General features: G+C 41.3%; 13 protein-coding genes and 1 tRNA gene. 10 read left to right on the plus strand and 4 right to left on the minus strand.

From position 1 onward, the window contains the following. Positions 1–56 precede the first annotated feature (56 nt). The gene (locus QVH07_RS03415) at positions 57–1,985 is read left to right on the plus strand and encodes an AAA domain-containing protein (RefSeq protein WP_289998741.1); all 1,929 of its coding nucleotides are present in this window, start codon (positions 57–59) and stop codon (positions 1,983–1,985) included. Here QVH07_RS03415 and QVH07_RS03420 read toward each other — a convergent pair whose 3' ends face one another. After that, positions 1,986–2,525 carry a DUF4924 family protein gene (locus QVH07_RS03420; RefSeq protein WP_289998742.1) on the minus strand — a complete coding sequence of 180 codons (540 nt, stop codon included), beginning with the start codon at positions 2,523–2,525 and terminating at the stop codon, positions 1,986–1,988. It abuts the gene before it with no gap. Between the two features lie 146 nt (positions 2,526–2,671). Here QVH07_RS03420 and lepA point away from each other — a divergent pair, with 146 nt between their 5' ends. The 8 genes from lepA to QVH07_RS03460 all read left to right on the plus strand — a co-directional run bounded on the left by lepA (position 2,672) and on the right by QVH07_RS03460 (position 10,745). Beyond that, entirely contained in the window at positions 2,672–4,459 is a 1,788-nt protein-coding gene (gene lepA / locus QVH07_RS03425) for a translation elongation factor 4 (protein WP_289998743.1), read from the plus strand. A 124-nt stretch (positions 4,460–4,583) separates the two neighbouring features. Then, on the plus strand, positions 4,584–4,946 hold the full coding sequence (locus tag QVH07_RS03430; RefSeq protein ID WP_289998744.1) for a four helix bundle protein: 363 nt from the start codon (positions 4,584–4,586) through the stop codon (positions 4,944–4,946). Positions 4,947–5,002: 56 nt separating this feature from the next. Continuing rightward, positions 5,003–5,887: a bifunctional 5,10-methylenetetrahydrofolate dehydrogenase/5,10-methenyltetrahydrofolate cyclohydrolase gene (locus QVH07_RS03435; RefSeq protein ID WP_289998745.1), complete on the plus strand. Its 885-nt coding sequence runs from the start codon at positions 5,003–5,005 to the stop codon at positions 5,885–5,887. A gap of 76 nt (positions 5,888–5,963) precedes the next feature. Beyond that, positions 5,964–6,046: transfer RNA gene (locus QVH07_RS03440), tRNA-Leu, on the plus strand. A gap of 85 nt (positions 6,047–6,131) precedes the next feature. Further along, positions 6,132–7,025 carry a DUF2911 domain-containing protein gene (locus QVH07_RS03445; RefSeq protein ID WP_289998746.1) on the plus strand — a complete coding sequence of 298 codons (894 nt, stop codon included), beginning with the start codon at positions 6,132–6,134 and terminating at the stop codon, positions 7,023–7,025. Between the two features lie 35 nt (positions 7,026–7,060). Further along, on the plus strand, positions 7,061–7,597 hold the full coding sequence (locus tag QVH07_RS03450; RefSeq protein WP_289998747.1) for a DsrE family protein: 537 nt from the start codon (positions 7,061–7,063) through the stop codon (positions 7,595–7,597). 179 nt (positions 7,598–7,776) lie between these two features. Then, positions 7,777–9,660 (plus strand): amidophosphoribosyltransferase, encoded by a 1,884-nt coding sequence (locus QVH07_RS03455; RefSeq protein ID WP_289998748.1) that lies wholly within the window; start codon positions 7,777–7,779, stop codon positions 9,658–9,660. A 32-nt stretch (positions 9,661–9,692) separates the two neighbouring features. Next, positions 9,693–10,745 (plus strand): M42 family metallopeptidase, encoded by a 1,053-nt coding sequence (locus QVH07_RS03460; protein WP_289998749.1) that lies wholly within the window; start codon positions 9,693–9,695, stop codon positions 10,743–10,745. Between the two features lie 73 nt (positions 10,746–10,818). Here the strand turns inward: QVH07_RS03460 and QVH07_RS03465 are convergent, their stop codons facing one another. Further along, positions 10,819–12,405 (minus strand): arylsulfatase, encoded by a 1,587-nt coding sequence (locus QVH07_RS03465; protein ID WP_289998750.1) that lies wholly within the window; start codon positions 12,403–12,405, stop codon positions 10,819–10,821. Between the two features lie 175 nt (positions 12,406–12,580). After that, complete coding sequence (locus QVH07_RS03470) at positions 12,581–13,744, minus strand: helix-turn-helix domain-containing protein (RefSeq protein WP_289998751.1); 1,164 nt, start codon at positions 13,742–13,744, stop codon at positions 12,581–12,583. Between the two features lie 216 nt (positions 13,745–13,960). On the opposite strand from QVH07_RS03470, the gene QVH07_RS03475 reads away from it, so the two are divergent. Continuing rightward, complete coding sequence (locus tag QVH07_RS03475) at positions 13,961–14,677, plus strand: 3-keto-disaccharide hydrolase (RefSeq protein WP_289998752.1); 717 nt, start codon at positions 13,961–13,963, stop codon at positions 14,675–14,677. Positions 14,678–14,853: 176 nt separating this feature from the next. Here the strand turns inward: QVH07_RS03475 and QVH07_RS03480 are convergent, their stop codons facing one another. After that, positions 14,854–17,484 carry a valine--tRNA ligase gene (locus QVH07_RS03480; protein WP_289998753.1) on the minus strand — a complete coding sequence of 877 codons (2,631 nt, stop codon included), beginning with the start codon at positions 17,482–17,484 and terminating at the stop codon, positions 14,854–14,856. Positions 17,485–17,586 lie beyond the last annotated feature (102 nt).

Here is a 17,586-nt window from a genome sequence, read left to right on the forward strand (position 1 = left end):
TTAAATGTACGAAACTAAGTTCATCCTGCTTAGTTTCATGCCCAAGTTCACAAAAGATGGATAAGGTTACCGAAGAATTAAAACGAGGGTTAAAACTTCTGAAAAAGGAGTGGCAGGAAGATCTGGCTCAGTACAAGGCTAAGTTCATGAATACCAGTATAGCTGAAAGGAAAAAGCAAGGGATCACTTGGCACCCGGTTAATTTGAAAAAAAGCAAGATCGGGATGGGAGAGCGGCTGATTGTGGAGATCGAGCGTTTAAATTTAGACCAGAGCTCATCCTTTGGCTCAGGGAAGTCGGTTTCCTTCTTCAGCACACATGAATCCTTTCAGAGTCAGGATAATCGGATAAAGGCCGTTGTAAACCAGGTCAGAAAAAACACCATGATTCTTACTCTTCAGACCGATGAATTGCCTGAATGGATGGAGAAAAATCGTCTTGGAGTGGATTTGTTATTTGATGAGGCGAGCTACCGGGAGATGGAGTTTGCTATGAAACAGCTGATCAAAGGAGAAAACCGAAGACTTGCAGAGCTTAAGGATGTTTTACTTGGCGATGCAAAGGCAAGTTTTTCTAAAGTAGAATTTCATCCTGAAAAAGAATTGAATTTTTCTCAAAATGAAGCTTGTGACTTGATAGCATCAGCAAGGGATGTGGCAGTAGTTCACGGTCCACCGGGTACGGGTAAAACCACCACTCTGGTTCAAGCGATTAAGGATTCGGTTATGAGAAAAGAATCTGTAATCGTTTGTGCACCGAGCAATGCTGCAGTAGATCTTCTGGTAGAAAAGCTGGTGGATCAGGGAATAGAAACTACCCGAATTGGCCATCCTGCCAGAGTGGAGGAGAAAATTCTCAATCAAACCCTAGATGCCAAGGAGGTTCTGCATGAGAGCTACCGTGATTTAAAAAAGCTCCGTAAAGAAACTAACCAGTATTTGTCTCTTGCAAAGCAGTACAAAAGGAATTTCGGACCTCAGGAGAGAGCACAGAGGAAATTGATGTATGCTGAGGTTTCAAGGTGTAGAGAGGCCGCCAAATCTCTGGAAGAGTATATTCAATATGATATTTTACAATCGACAAAAGTATTTGCCACTACTCTTGTCGGTGCCTCTTCCTTTCCCCTGAAGGGCTTGACCTTTGACGTGGTTTTCATTGATGAAGCAGCCCAGGGGCTTGAGGCTGCAACATGGATTCCTATTATGAAAGCTAAGAAAGTTGTTTTCGCGGGAGACCATTTTCAACTTCCACCCACCATTAAATCATTTGCGGCAGCAAAAGAAGGTCTGGCTGAAACCCTATTTGAGAAAGCGATCACTCGAAATCCGGATTCTGCAAAAATGCTGGAGCTTCAATACAGGATGCCTGAAATCATCATGGGTTTCTCTAATGAAGTGTTTTATGGAAATAAACTTCAGGCAGCACCAAACACAAATCTCCACCCTATCCAAGGTCAACATGTATTTGAGTGGATAGATACGGCTGGCGCATCCTTTGCCGAGCAAAAAGAAGAGGAAACCTTAAGTACATTTAATGCTCAGGAAGCAAGGTTTACTTGTGAGCATTTGAACCGTCTTATCCTTGAAATCGGAATCGGAACCTTTAAAGAAAATAATTGGACCATCGGCCTGATCGCTCCCTATGGGGCTCAGGTTCGAATGCTAAAAAGCCTGATTTTTGAGGGCTATGATTTCCCAAATCTCAAGGCTTTTTCAGAGATGATTACCATAGACACCGTGGATGGCTTTCAGGGTCAGGAAAGAGATTTTATGGTGATTTCCCTTACTCGTTCTAATGAGGATGGAGAAATAGGATTTTTGGCTGAAGAGCGAAGAATGAATGTGGCTCTGACCCGGGCAAAGAGAAAACTGGTTTTGATCGGTGACTCTGGTACTTTGGCAGTAAGTTCTTTCTTCGATAGGCTTTTATCCTATGTGGAGAAAGTAGGGGGATACAAAAGTGTGTGGGAGTTTTTTGAGGCCTGATTAATTTTCTGGGAGGGAATCACCCACTCGGTAATAATAGCTAAGCATACTCAACACCTCCCCAAAAGCTTTGGCCGACTCTAATTGCTCATCAGTTACCTTTTTGCCCAATAATCTACAAAGCAAAAGTCCATAAACCCCGTTCAGGCAAATTTGAATCTCGTTTCCCAAATTTTGGCCTTCCGCTTCCATCACCGATTGGATGATATGAGGTTTTGCGGAGTTATAAATTTTAAAATACCCCGAGTCTTTTTTAAGCATATCCCAATGAATAGTGGCTAGTTTTTCCACTAATTCATTTAAGGAATTCAAGTGGCCTTTTTTCATGATTCCCTGATCCTCCATTTGGCCTACAAGATTTAAAAACCAGGAAAAGATCTCTTTTTTTTCAGCTTCATCCACAGGGTACTTCTTCACGACAAATTCATTGATTTCTGTCATATTTCCCTGATAAGATCGAATCAGATCCTCCATTTGGTACATGTAAACGATGTACTCAGCGATGTTCTCTGATTTCTTGCTTTCCGCTACAGATTTCATAGGTGATTTTAAAACCGTAAAGGTAAACAAATGATTATCCAGCTGTAAGAGAATATTAAAAATATGATCTTATGAAGGAAGTAAAGAGGCTATGATATATTCTCATTATCTGGGCTTTATTTACTAGTTTTGCGGCCGAAATGAATATGAAAAATATAAGGAACTTCTGTATCATCGCCCATATTGATCATGGGAAGAGTACGTTGGCGGATAGGTTGTTGCAGTTTACCGATACGGTATCTGATCGGGAGATGCAGAATCAGTTGTTGGATGACATGGATTTAGAGCGGGAGAGAGGGATTACGATAAAATCTCATGCCATTCAGATGAAATATACTTATCAGGGTGAGGAGTATACTTTGAACCTGATTGATACTCCGGGACACGTTGACTTTTCATATGAGGTTTCCCGATCCATCGCTGCTTGTGAAGGAGCACTTTTGATCGTAGATGCTTCGCAAGGTGTTGAAGCTCAGACTATATCCAATTTATATTTGGCTATGGGGCATGACCTTGAAATCATTCCTGTTTTAAATAAAATCGATTTACCCGGTGCTGACCCTGAGGCGGCTGCCGATGAGGTGATCGACTTGATTGGTTGTGAACGGGAGGATATTATTTTGGCCTCCGGCAAAGAAGGTCTTGGTATTGAGGATATTCTGAATGCAGTGGTTGAAAAAATTCCAGCACCTGTTGGAGATGCGGATGCCCCGCTACAGGCAATGATTTTTGACTCCGTGTATAATTCTTTCCGTGGAGTAGAAGTAATCTTCAGGATATTTAATGGCTCTCTGAGCAAAGGCGATAAAATCAAATTTGTTAATACTGGTAAAGAATACGATGCGGATGAGATAGGTATTTTGGGAATCAACCAAATACCCCAACAAACCATGTCTGCGGGAGATGTTGGCTATCTCATTTCTGGGGTTAAGGTGGCCAAAGAAGTAAAGGTAGGTGATACAATAACTCATTTGAAGCGCCCTTGTGACAAAGCCATTCAGGGTTTTGAAAACGTAAAACCAATGGTCTTCGCGGGGATTTATCCTGTAGAAACAACGGATTATGAAGAGCTGAGGGCTTCCATGGAAAAGCTTCAGCTAAATGATGCTTCTCTTGTTTGGGAACCTGAAACATCTGCTGCTCTTGGATTTGGTTTCCGTTGTGGATTCCTTGGAATGCTTCACATGGAAATCGTTCAGGAAAGACTGGAGCGTGAATTTGATATGACGGTGATCACTACGGTTCCTTCGGTACAGTTCCGAGCCCTGATGACCGATGATACGTATCAGGTCATCAATGCTCCATCTGATATGCCTGATCCAAATAAATTCAAGCACATTGAAGAACCATTTGTAAAGGCTTCGATCATTACCGCCGCTGATTATGTAGGTCCAGTCATTCAATTATGTATGGAAAAGCGTGGGCAAATCAAAAATCAGGTTTACCTCACAGCAGACCGTGTGGAGCTAACCTTTGATATGCCTCTTGCTGAAATTGTTTTTGATTTCTTTGATAAGTTAAAGACCATTTCCCGAGGTTATGCCTCTCTAGACTACGAATTAAAGGGCTATCAGCCATCAAATATGGTTCGTTTGGACATTATGCTCAACGGAGATCCAGTAGATGCCCTGTCCGCTGTAGTTCATAGGGACAAGGCCTACGAATGGGGAAAAAGGCTTTGCGAAAAGCTTAAGGAGCTGGTGCCAAGGCAGATGTTTGAAATTGCGATTCAAGCGGCGATAGGGAACAAGGTTATTGCAAGAGAAACTGTCAAAGCCCTACGTAAGAATGTGATTGCCAAGTGTTATGGTGGTGATATTTCTCGTAAGCGCAAGCTTCTAGAAAAGCAGAAAAAAGGTAAAAAGCGAATGAGACAAGTTGGAAACGTCGAAGTGCCACAAGAGGCATTTATGGCGGTTTTGAAGTTGGATTAATTTAGGAATTCATTTCTTCGACATTCGATGTTCTTTATTCATCATTCGACATTCAGTTTCAATTTCGAATTCTGAATATTGAATTTTGAATAATGAAGTAAGTAGATTTTAAAACTGACCAATTATGGAGAGGAAATATGATCTTGAAGAAAGACTAATTGATTTTGCTTCTGAAATCATTTCCTTTACAGATACTTTAGTGAGTTCTAAGGCTGGAAATCATGTGGGAAGCCAACTATTGAGAAGCGGAACTTCACCAGCCTTGAACTACGGAGAGGCTCAATCTGGAGAGTCACGAAGAGACTTTATCCATAAAATAAAAATCGTTCTGAAAGAGCTCAGAGAAAGTAGGGTCGCACTAAAGATTATTGCTAAATCAAATTTGACCACTGAGAATAAAAGAAACGAAAAACTACTGGATGAATGCAATCAGTTAATTTCAATTTTTGTCAAAAGCATAGAAACAGCTGAACGAAATAAGAACTAAATATCGAATGATGAACTTAGAATGATGAATTTCGAAGTTCCCAAACCTATAAACTAATGCCTACAATAATCGACGGAAAAAAAACCTCGGCAGAAATCAAAGAGGAAATAAAAGCTAGAGTTTTGGAGATCAAAGCCGAAGGTGGTAAAACACCTCATTTGGCAGCTATTCTGGTAGGAAATGACGGAGCGAGTCAGACCTATGTAGGTGCTAAGGTCAAGGCCTGTGAATATGTAGGTTTTGAATCCACCTTAGTGAGGCTTGAGGAAACAATTTCCGAAGAGGAGCTTTTAAAAACAGTAGAAGAGATCAATGAAAACCCGGATATCGATGGGCTCATTGTTCAGCTTCCGCTTCCCAAGCATATTTCTGTAGAGAAGGTTACCAATAAAATCAAGCCTGAGAAGGATGTCGATGGCTTTACACCATCAAATGTGGGCCGGATGGCTTTAAACTGGCCGGCCTATGTAGCTGCTACACCTTATGGGATTGTGGAGCTCTTGAAGAGATATGAAATTGAAACTTCCGGAAAGCACTGTGTGGTCATCGGCAGAAGCCATATTGTAGGAAGTCCGATGAGTATTCTGATGGCAAGAAACGGTTATCCCGGAAATGCCACAGTGACTCTTACTCATAGTCGAACTCAAAACCTTCCCGAAATTGCTCGTTCAGCGGATATCTTGATTGTGGCCCTTGGCAAAGCTGAATTCGTAACGGCTGATATGGTGAAGCCTGGCGCGGTGGTGATTGATGTAGGAATCCACAGAGTTCCGGATTCCAGTAAGAAATCAGGGTTCAAATTATTGGGTGATGTAAAGTTTGACGAAGTAGAACCAATTGCTTCTGCGATCACACCGGTTCCTGGTGGAGTTGGGCCCATGACTATAGCTTCGTTATTATATAACACCTTGCTATCTGCTGAAAAGAAAGTTTACGGATAATTCAAAAATTCAGGCAAAAGTACCTCAGAAGGTTTGCACAGAATAGGCTGACTTTCTACTTTTGCTGACCCTAACCGCGCACGTGGTGAAACTGGTAGACACGCCATCTTGAGGGGGTGGTGCCCTATGGGTGTGGAAGTTCGAATCTTCTCGTGCGCACAAAAGCTCTTCAGAATTCTGAAGAGCTTTTTTTGTGTTATTTACGTATTAGGTAATTGATCAAACCATTTTCAGAAAAATAACTATGCAAAAACTCTTCATATGTACCTTGATTCTTTCAGTTTTCATTTTTTATGAAAATCAGATATTTGCTCAGGATTATGATTACCCTTTCCCATCCAGAAGTCCAAAAGGAGATATTTCTCAGATAGTTGGGAATACGACCATAGAAATCGAGTATGAGAGGCCATCCGTTAGGGGGAGAGAGATATTTGGTGAGTTGGTGCCTTGGGGAGAGGTCTGGAGAACAGGAGCTGGCTATGCCACGAAAATCCGTTTTGATCGTGAGGTGAAAATTGGAGGTCAATCGGTGAAGGCTGGGAAGTATTCTATTTTCACGATTCCGAATAAAGAGTCTTGGATACTGATTCTGAACAGCGATACAGAACTTTATGGTAGCTATGACTACGACCCTGCCAAGGATGTCTTGAGATACCCCTTGATCAATCAGAATTCGGGTCGCTTTTATGAAACTCTCACGATCGACATAGATATTATTCCGGATAATGCCCAGATCTTCATCTCATGGGCCAATAAACAGGTGAGCTTCCTGGTGGAGACCAGTACGGCTAAAGAAATGGACAAATTTATCGAGTCCCAACTTATCAGCGGCAAAAGTCAAAATGCTGATTGGTATGCAGCTGGTGCAGATTATTATTTTTTCAATGGAGAAAATTATGGGGTAGCACTTGATCTGGCTTCCAAGGCTATTGAATTGAGTGCTGGGAATTTGTGGGCGAGGTCCATACGCATCGATGTTTTTAAGCGATTGGGATATTTTGAAAAGGCTCTTGATGAAATAGAACGATACAAAAAGTATGTGAAATCGGATTCCTTTGAAAGGCCAAATGACCTGGAGCAGGAGTTAAACTACTTGAATACTGAAAAAAGCAGAATTGAAGATTTGAGAAAGAAATGATTTTGCCTAGCTTTTCATTCTTAAAATCCAGAAGAATGAAAAAACTACTAATCCTCCCAATTTTTCTTTGCTTAATCGCTCTGCAAGCATATTCCCAATCAGCTCAATACCCTATCGTCAAAGGACATGGTGGTATTTATGAAATCGAGAACGCAACTGAGAGACCAGATCCTAATCGCGAATATAAAATCATTGTCGACCTAACCTCAGCTGCAAATAGCCCAGCTCAAGTCAATAGGTGGGTGGATAATATCGCCAGAATGATGAATCTTCATGGATTGGCAGGAGTTCCCAAGGAAAATCTACATGTAAAGGTGGTGGTTCATGGGGGAGCTGCTTTTTCCCTTTTGAATGATGAAAATTATCAGGAAAGATATCAGACTGACAATCCGAATTTGGAGGTCTATGATGCGCTTAAAGCGGCAGGGGCTGAGATTTACGTTTGTGGGCAGTCCTTGATCGCAAGAAACCTTGACTCTGAAGACCTTTGGCCGGATGTTCAGGTGGCACTTTCTGCATTGACTACAATCACCACTTACGTTCCTGAAGGTTATACCTATTTGAAATTTTAAATTATTCAATAACAGGGAATTAAGAGAGATAAAGGTGTTTGTGCAATTACTATGTCTGTTATGATTTGTGCTTTGTCAAAAATTTAAAAGAAAAGGCTGGATTCGAACTTTTTTGGGTCGAATAATCTTTTAACTTACACTAACTTTGTGGACTCAAATTAACCTTTGATCTAGTCGATATGAGTGATGCCATCAAGCACGAATGTGGAATTGCAATGATCAGGCTCAGGAAGCCTTTACAATACTACATCGACAAGTACAAAACACCCAATTATGCAGCGAGTCGACTTTATGTCCTCATGCAAAAGCAAATCAATCGAGGACAGGATGGTGCAGGTGTCGCCAATGTTAAAATCGATACGAAACCGGGAACTCGATATATCAGTAGATATCGTTCCGTAGATCCTTCAGCGGTCAACTACATTTTCGAAAAAATTAATAAAAAGTATAAGAAGGCCAAGAAGCTTGGAGGAGTAGATGGACTGGCTGATGGGGAATGGCTCAAGGAAAATATCGCTTTTTCCGGTGAAGTTTGGCTGGGACATTTAAGGTATGGGACTCACGGTCAAAACAGCATAGAAACTTGCCATCCCTTCCTAAAACAAAACAACTGGAGAAGTAGAAACCTGGTCATGGCGGGAAACTTTAACATGACCAATGTGGAGGAGTTGTTTGGAAAGCTGGTAGAACTAGGCCAGCACCCCAAAGAAAAGACAGATACGGTTACGGTAATGGAGAAAATCGGCCATTTCCTAGACGAAGAGAACCAAAGAATTTTCGATAAGTATAAGCATCAATTCCAAAACGAGGAGATTACTCACCTTATCGAGGACGAATTAAATGTGGCTAGAATCCTGAGAAGGTCTTGTAGAGATTTTGATGGAGGATATGCCATGGCAGGCTTGATTGGAAATGGTTCTTCCTTTGTGGTTCGTGATCCTTCCGGAATACGGCCAGCCTATTACTATGCTGATGATGAGGTGATCGTGGTGGCTTCTGAAAAACCAGCCATTAAATCTGCCTTTGGAATTGATTTCAATGCCATCGAAGAGATCAAACCCGGTCATGCCTTGGTGATCAATAAAGACGCTTCTTTTGAGCAGGCGGAGGTAATGCCAGCGAGAGAAAAGAAGTCCTGTTCTTTTGAAAGGATATATTTCTCCAGAGGAACGGATCCGGATATCTATCAGGAAAGAAAAGAACTCGGAAAAGCTCTGGTACCTCAGATTCTGAAGGCCATAGATTTTGATCTTAAAAACACAGTCTTTTCCTACATCCCAAATACTGCTGAGACCTCATTCCTTGGTATGCTTCAGGGACTGGAAGATTATTTATCCAGTAAAAGGAGAGAAGTTTTTGTGGAAGGAAAACCTCATTTGGGTGATCCCGAAGAATTGCTTGGGTTTAGGCCTAGGGTGGAAAAGCTGGTGAGTAAAGATGTGAAACTCCGGACGTTTATCACCAATGATGACGATAGAGATATGATGGTATCGAGCGTGTATGATACCACCTATGAGGTCATCAAACCTGGAGTGGATACTCTTGTGGTGATTGATGATAGTATAGTAAGAGGGACCACATTGGAGAAGAGTATTCTCACCACTTTGGATCAATTAAAACCCAAGAAAATAATTATCGTTTCTTCTGCACCTCAAATCAGATTCCCTGATTGCTATGGTATTGATATGTCCATGATGCGTCAATTTATAGCCTTTAGAGCGGCTTTGGCCTTAATGAAAGAGCGAAAAATTGAAAACCGTCTAGATGAAATTTATGAGCTTTGTATGGCTGATCCATCCAATCGTGAAAACTATGTGAAGAAGGTTTACGACCAGTTTACCTATGAGGAGATTTCAGATAAGGTTGCCGAAATAGTAACTACTCCTGAAATCAATGCAGAGGTAAAAGTTATCTTCCAAACTGTGGAAGACCTAAATAAATGCATTCCAAATCACCTAGGAGACTGGTATTTCACTGGCAATTACCCTACCGTGGGTGGTACCCGAGTGGTAAATCGATCTTTCGTGAATTTCATGGAAGGTAAGACCATTCGAGCTTACTAAGAGCTGCTTCCTTTTTAAACAAAATATTTTCTATGTCAATCAATGTATCCCTGCTAAAACAGGTATGTGAAATTGCTGGTGCTCCTGGCTTTGAGAAACGAGTTCGAGATCTTGTTATTAAAGAAGTTACTCTTCTTGTTGATGAAGTTAAAACGGATAACCTTGGAAATGTTATTGCCTTAAAAAAGGGGAAGAACAACCACGATGGAAAAAGGGTCATGGTGGCAGCTCATCTTGATGAGATTGGATTTATCGTCACCCATATTGATGACAATGGCTTCTTGAGGTTTCATACCTTGGGCGGCTTTGACCCAAAAACTCTCACCGCACAGAGGGTAATCGTACATGGGAAGAAAGATCTGATAGGAGTAATGGGTAGTAAACCCATTCACGTGATGAGTCAGGAAGAGAGAAGTAAGCTTCCTAAGACTACCGATTTTTTCATCGATCTCGGCATGAGTAAAGAAGAGGTGGAGAAGTTTGTGACAGTAGGAGATCCCGTGACTCGTGAGCGTGAACTGGTTGAGATGGGTGACTGCGTGAACTGTAAATCTATTGACAATAGGGTAGCTGTTTTCATTTTGATTGAAACACTGAAAAAGCTAGAAAATCCTCCATATGATGTGTATGCAACTTTCACCGTTCAGGAGGAAGTCGGAATCCGGGGTGCTAATGTGGCTGCCCATGGAATTAATCCGGATTTTGGGATTGCTTTGGATACCACAATTGCATTTGATGTGCCTGGAGCACAAGCTCATGAAAAAGTCACCGAATTAGGGAAAGGTACAGCTATAAAAATCATGGACGCATCTACGATTTGTGATTACCGTATGGTGGAGTTTATGAAGAAAACAGCGGATGCTGATAAAATTTCCTGGCAGCCTGAAATTTTAACTGCGGGTGGAACTGATACTGCGGGTGTCCAAAGAATGGGTAAGCAGGGCGCGATAGCGGGGGCTATTTCTATTCCTACACGACATCTGCACCAAGTCATTGAAATGGCGCATAAAAGGGATATAGCTAATTCTATAGCCCTGTTGAAAGCCTGCTTAGAAAAGATAGATACTTACAACTGGAGTCATTAATTGGTCTTACATGAGTAAAATAAAAACCACCAGAATTCTGGTGGTTTTTTGTGATTTTGAGAAAAGTCTCGGCTTAACTTCCTTGTCCTACTTGAAGTTTTTCCATGACTTGCTCAAGGGAGAAGCTTGCAGCTTTTTGCCTTGGAGGATATTCTTGGAAGGTCTGTAGAAACTTCCCGACATATTCTTGAGCAGGAACCAACAAATAAACTCGATCAATTAACCAGTCATAATAGGTGTTTGAGGTCAACTGAGCTCTTTCATAAGGGTCTCTCCGTAGATTAAATATCAAAGGCACCCTTAACTCGGTAAAAGGATTCGCCCAAGCCTCTAGAGTAGTATAAACCTTTTGTTCAAGAAAAATCATTTTCCAGTCATTATATCTCAATGCTGACAGGTCTCCATCATCTGTGAAATAGAATATTTCATTTCTGGCACTCGGAACATTCTGTGGATCTTTGAAATGTTCTAACTGGTTATAACCATCTAAGTGGATTTTGTAATATCTTCCTAGGGCTGAAGAAGTGTAACCATCAAGTAGATCTTCTTTTACATCATCTTTTCCGGCTATTGCCGCCAAAGTTGGAAGCCAATCCATATGGTGGACAATTCCATTACTGACAGATCCCGCTGGAATTACACCTGGAAATCTTACCATAGCTGGAACTCTCCAGCCACCTTCCCAGTTGGTATTTTTCTCGCCTCGGAAAGGAGTCATAGCAGCATCTGGCCAAGTATTCATATGAGGACCATTGTCAGTACTATAAAATACCAAGGTATTATCTGCAATACCCAATTCATCAAGCACATCTAGAAATTGTCCAATATGCATGTCGTGCTCTACCATTCCATCAGCATACTCATCCTGACCTGAAATTCCTCTTAGCTCTTCTTTTACGTGAGTTCGGAAGTGCATCCTGGTACCGGACCACCAAACAAACCAAGGCACTCCTGCGTCCTCCTGTCTTCTAATAAAGTCTATAGCTGCAGCCACGGTTTCGTCATCCACCGTTTCCATTCTTTTCTTAGTCAATGGTCCCGTATCTTCGATAGAGCCATCTGCGGACGATTTGATTACTCCTCTTGGTCCATAATTTTCTCGAAAGGTTTTGCCATTTGGCATCACCATATCCCCAGGATAATCTTCATTCTCAGGCTCCTCTTCTGCATTCAGGTGATAGAGGTTTCCAAGGAATTCATCAAAACCATGATTGGTAGGGAGCATTTCATCCTTGTCTCCCAAGTGATTTTTTCCAAATTGGCCAGTGGCATAACCCAGATCCTTCATAAACACAGCAATAGTTGGATCTTCAACCTGCATTCCGAGTTCAGCACCTGGCAATCCCACTTTGGAAAGGCCTGTTCTGAATACACTTTGGCCCATGATAAAACTGGATCTTCCTGCAGTACAGCTCTGCTCGCCGTAATAATCCGTAAAAATCAAGCCTTCATTCGCAATTCTGTCAATGTTAGGGGTTTGATAACCCATGATACCACGGGTATAAGCAGAGATGTTGCTTTGTCCCACATCGTCTCCCCATATTACCAGAATATTGGGTTTCTCTTGAGCAGAGGCCTCTATGGATAGTAAACCAAGCATGACCCCGCAGAACGTTATCAGTCCTAAATGAACTGATGTCATTTTGAAAATTTTTTTCATTAAAAATAGATTTTGAATTAAATAACGACTCGTGATACGCTATTGAAAATGTTTATGATTGAAATTAATAAAATCAAATAAAAGTAGGTAAAAATTTATCATCAATGCCTTGGGATAATTTGTTGCTGCCAAGATTCGAAGGATTTTGGCCTGAATTCTTATCAAATTTACTGCTTTAGGCTGTAGTTGATTTTGAGCGAAGATAGGAAGAAGGAGTTTTTCCAGTCACTTTTTTGAATGCAGAGGAAAAAGAATTTCGATTTTTAAAGCCACTTCGGTTACCGATTGCTTCTAAGGTATAACTGCTGGACTCTTTTGAATTCAATAAATCTAAGGCATATTCAATTCGCTTCTTATTGATGAAATCTGTGAATTTCATCTCTAGATTTTGATTAAGGTATGAGGTCAAAACATAATAAGGAAACCCTGTATCCTTAGCTAAATCCTGGGCAGTGTATCCTTGAATCAAATGTACTTGGTCTAAGTCTATTTTTCTCATTAGAGCCTTTTCTATTTCCTGAACCTTTTCTCTATCAAGTAGATCTTTGGGAGAAGCATCTTTTTTCTGCACTATCAAGGAGTTATCCATCTGATCGGAAATACCATATAGAATGGAAGGGAAGAATAATAAGTAAACGGCAGAGACTAAAAGAAGAATGGCTGCAGAAAAGTGAATTAACCTGAAAATAGTTGTGGAATCTGAAACGAGAAAAGTAAAATAAAATGGTACGAAGAGTAGAGTCAGCAGGGCTAAATATCCTTGGATCCAGGTCCTTAGAGGTTTTTGGTTAGGCTTGAACTCTGAGATTTTTAGGAATTTCCTAAAGGTTAATGCACTGAATACCCAATATATATTAAGCAGTATGGTTCTGAAAGGTGTGTAAAAAGAAGCTGGGAAAACTCGGCTCTGGCTGAACTCTACAAAAATTGTAGGATCCATAATCTCTGCGTTTATCAAATCAATTTTCCCTGCGGCTGAAAGAACAAAAATTGGTAAATAGTCTATGAAAAAGAGAAAGGCTGCGAGAAAGTGAAGAAGCTGCCATGCTTTGAACTTTCCAGGGAATAGGGTGTGTCTGAAATATAAATAAGGCAGGGGGGCATAAATGAGCCCAAAAAGATTCCCAGTTCTATACCAGTTAGGGAAATAAGGCATCAACTTAGAATCAATTAGGAAAACTATGAAAATCGCCAGAGATAGAAATATGAAGGAGGCTCCTAAAAGAGCATTTGGTTTTCCTTTTTTTACCCCATAAGTTAATGTAACTAAACCCACAATAAGTCCCACAATTACCGAAATAAGGTAAGTGACATTGATCAGGGTTAGATTTAAACTCATTAATTCACTTAGTTATTTGATTTGTCAAAGTAACGGGTTTTTAGAGATATTTGGACATGAAAAATACCTTTTCAAATTCACTTAAAACCCGGCTGATTTTGACTTAATCTCATTGTAAGTAATTTCCCAGCAATTTTTATATCTTCAGGAGTGACTTATTTCCATCTCTTAATCATCTCAATTTTTATCCTTTTTACAGGCTTTTTCAATGTTGAAATGGATAGGAATGAAAATTGGATTTCCATTTTCAACGGAGAAAATTTGGATGGTTGGGTACCAAAACTCTTTCATCACGAAGTGGGAGATAATTACCAAAACACCTTTCGTGTCATTGATGGGACCATCGCGGTGGATTATTCCGATTATGATGAATTTGGGACTCGCTATGGCCATCTGTTTTATAAGAAGCCATTTTCATCCTTTCATCTAAAATGGGAATATCGCTTCACGGATCAATGGCTTAAAGATGCACCTGATTACACATATAGAAACTCTGGAGTGATGTTTCATTCCCAGGCCCCTGAAACCATCCTCAAGGAACAGGATTGGCCTATATCAGTCGAATATCAAATGCTTGCTGAGGAGAATGAAGGAGAAAACCGACCCACCGGAAACATGTGTTCACCGGGGACGGATATTAAGCTGAATGGAAAAATCGATCCACGGCACTGCATAAATTCATCTTCAGAAACCTTTAAATGGAATGAATGGGTCAAGGCTGAGCTAATTGTTTATGCAGATTCAATTGTTCATCACCTCGTGAATGGAGACACTGTGCTCACTTACACCTCCCCGCAAATAGGCGGAGGAGTGGCCAATGGATTTGATCCAAAAGTCAAAATTGATGGGAAACCATTAACCTCCGGGTACATCGGCCTTCAAAGCGAAGGTCAAGGAGTGATCTTCAAGGACCTTATGATTCGTGAGTTATAAGGGGCTTTCAATTGCTTAAAAGATTGGGTGCTCAGAACTCATTGAGCCCCATATTCAAATCATTCTCGACTCCGCTCGAATCGACAACTTTGCTATGACCTTGAGCGGAGTCGAAAGGTGTTTGATCTCACTTCTATTTACGCCTCTCCAATCGAATTTTAGGGCCAAGACGATTTTCAGCCTAGCTTGGCTAAGCTCTCCTCTAATGCTTTGATTTTTGCTTCCGCATCGGCCTGCTTTTTCTTTTCGTTGGCCACCACTTGCTCTGGTGCCCCTGAAACGAAGCGCTCATTGCTGAGCTTTTTCAGTACGGAATTAAGGAACCCACGTGTATAATCCAGCTCTTTCTGAATATTCGCCTTTTCCTCTTCCACATTGATGGAATCGCCCATCGGCACAAAGCATTCATCAGATTTGACCACGAAGCTCATGGCATTTTCAACTGAATCTCCGAAGCTAAGTGAGCTCAGATTTCCGAGTTTATTAAGTACACTCTCAAATCTACTGTAAAGCTTCTCATCCTTAGCCTTGATGGTTAGGTCTAAAGCTTCCTTGGGTGACATCCCTTTTGATGCTCTTAAATTTCTCACCTGGGAAATCACTTCAAATACCTGGGCAGCTTCTTTAATGATTGCCTCATCAAAATCTCTTTGGACTGGCCATTCGGCCAAAATCAGGGATTCTTCAACTGATCTTTCTTTGATTTGGTGCCAAAGCTCTTCCGAGATAAATGGCATAAACGGGTGTAAGAGCCTCAGAACATCTTCAAATAGCTCAAGAGTTTTGTCGTGAGTGGTTTGATCAATAGGATGCTGATATTCTGGCTTAATCATCTCTAGGTACCAGGAACAGAAATCACCCCAAACCAATTTATAGGTGACCATCAAGGCATCAGAAATCCTGAACTTCTCGAAGTGATCATTTATCTCTGCCAAAGCCTGATTGAAGCGGTTTTCAAACCAATGAATTGATGAAGAATTGGCCGCACCGTCCAAATTGGAATCAACTTCCCAGCCTTTCACCAATCTGAAGGCGTTCCAGATTTTGTTGGCAAAATTTCTTCCTTGTTCCACGAGCTTGTCATCATATGGAAGATCGTTTCCGGCAGGGGAGGAGAAAAGCATACCTGTTCTGACTCCATCTGCACCATATTGGGCGATGAGTTCCAAAGGATCTGGAGAATTCCCTAGACTTTTTGACATCTTTCTCCCCAGCTTATCTCTTACGATACCGGTGAGGTATACATTTTTGAATGGTTTTTCGCCCATGTATTCATATCCGGCAACGATCATTCTGGCCACCCAGAAAAATAGAATTTCCGGGGCAGTCACCAGATCATTGGTAGGATAATAGTACTTCAGCTCTTCATTCGGTTTGCCTGTGGCAAAAACTTCTGGGTCGAATACGGAGATAGGCCAAAGCCAAGAGCTAAACCAGGTGTCCAATACGTCTTCATCTTGAGTTAAGTCATCTAAAGTCAAAGTGGAGTCTAGTTCCTGAGCCTTCTTTAGAGCCTCTTCTTTTGATTTTGCCACCACAAACTCACCATTTGGAAGATGATAGGCCGGAATTTGATGTCCCCACCAAAGCTGCCTGGAAATACACCAATCACGAACGTTTTCCATCCAAACTCTATACATGTTTTTGAACTTGGGTGGATGAAGCTGGATGACATCCTCCATCACAGAGCTGAAGGCTGGCTTGGTGATTTCATCCATTTTCAGAAACCACTGTAGTGAAAGCTTTGGCTCGATCACTGCATCAGTCCGCTCTGAGTGGCCGACATTTGAGGTGTAATCTTCGATCTTTTCAAGTTGATCCACTTCCTTCAGTTTTTTCGCAATCATTTTGCGGGCAACAAAGCGATCCTCTCCAACCAGAATTTGAGCCTTTTCATTAAGTGTACCATCGTCATTGAGAATGTCAATTACCTCCAGTTTGTGCTTGATGCCTAGCTCATAGTCATTGATGTCGTGAGCTGGGGTGACCTTTAGACATCCGGTCCCAAACTCTATATCTACATACTCATCTTCTATGATCGGAATGCTTCGATTAATCAAAGGGACTAGGGCCTTTTTACCCTTGAGGTGGCTAAACCTGGGATCATTTGGGTTGATGCAAATGGCCACATCTGCCATAATCGTCTCAGGCCTAGTGGTGGCTATAGTCAAATGCTCATTTTCTGACCCTTCAATTTTATAGTGGATATAATAAAGCTTCGAGGCTACTTCTTTTGTGATTACCTCATCATCTGACAGGGCTGTTTTTCCTTGCGGATCCCAATTTACCATTCGGATACCACGATAGATTTTCCCCTTTTCATACAGATCAACAAAAACATCGATGACAGCTTTGCTCAGCCCTGGATCCATAGTAAATGCTGTGCGATCCCAGTCACAGGAAGCTCCAAGCTTTTTAAGCTGTTCGAGGATAATTCCTCCATATTTTTCTTTCCATTCCCAAGCGTGATTTAAAAACTCTTCCCTAGTCAGAGATTTCTTATCAATTCCTTGATCCTTCAGCATGTTCACCACTTTTGCCTCTGTGGCAATAGAGGCATGATCCGTACCAGGAACCCAGCAGGCATTCTTTCCCTGCATTCTTGCTCTTCGAATCAGAACATCCTGAATGGTATTATTTAACATATGTCCCATATGCAAGACGCCAGTCACATTGGGTGGAGGAATGACTATGGTATATGGCTCTTTTTCAGGATCGACTTTAGAGGAAAAAAGTTTGTTTTCCAACCAGTAGGAATACCATTTAGCTTCGGTGTCTTTTGGGTCGTATTTGCTTGCTAGAGACATGCTGATGATTTTGGAATTAGCAGGTAAAATTAGGGGTTTTTGCTGATTTTGGATGGCTTATTACCCTAAATTCCTTCTCATAAAAAAGAGGGCCTCAGCCCT

The organism is Algoriphagus sediminis (assembly GCF_030403435.1).
In the GTDB taxonomy this organism is placed as follows: Bacteria; Bacteroidota; Bacteroidia; order Cytophagales; family Cyclobacteriaceae; genus Algoriphagus; species Algoriphagus sediminis.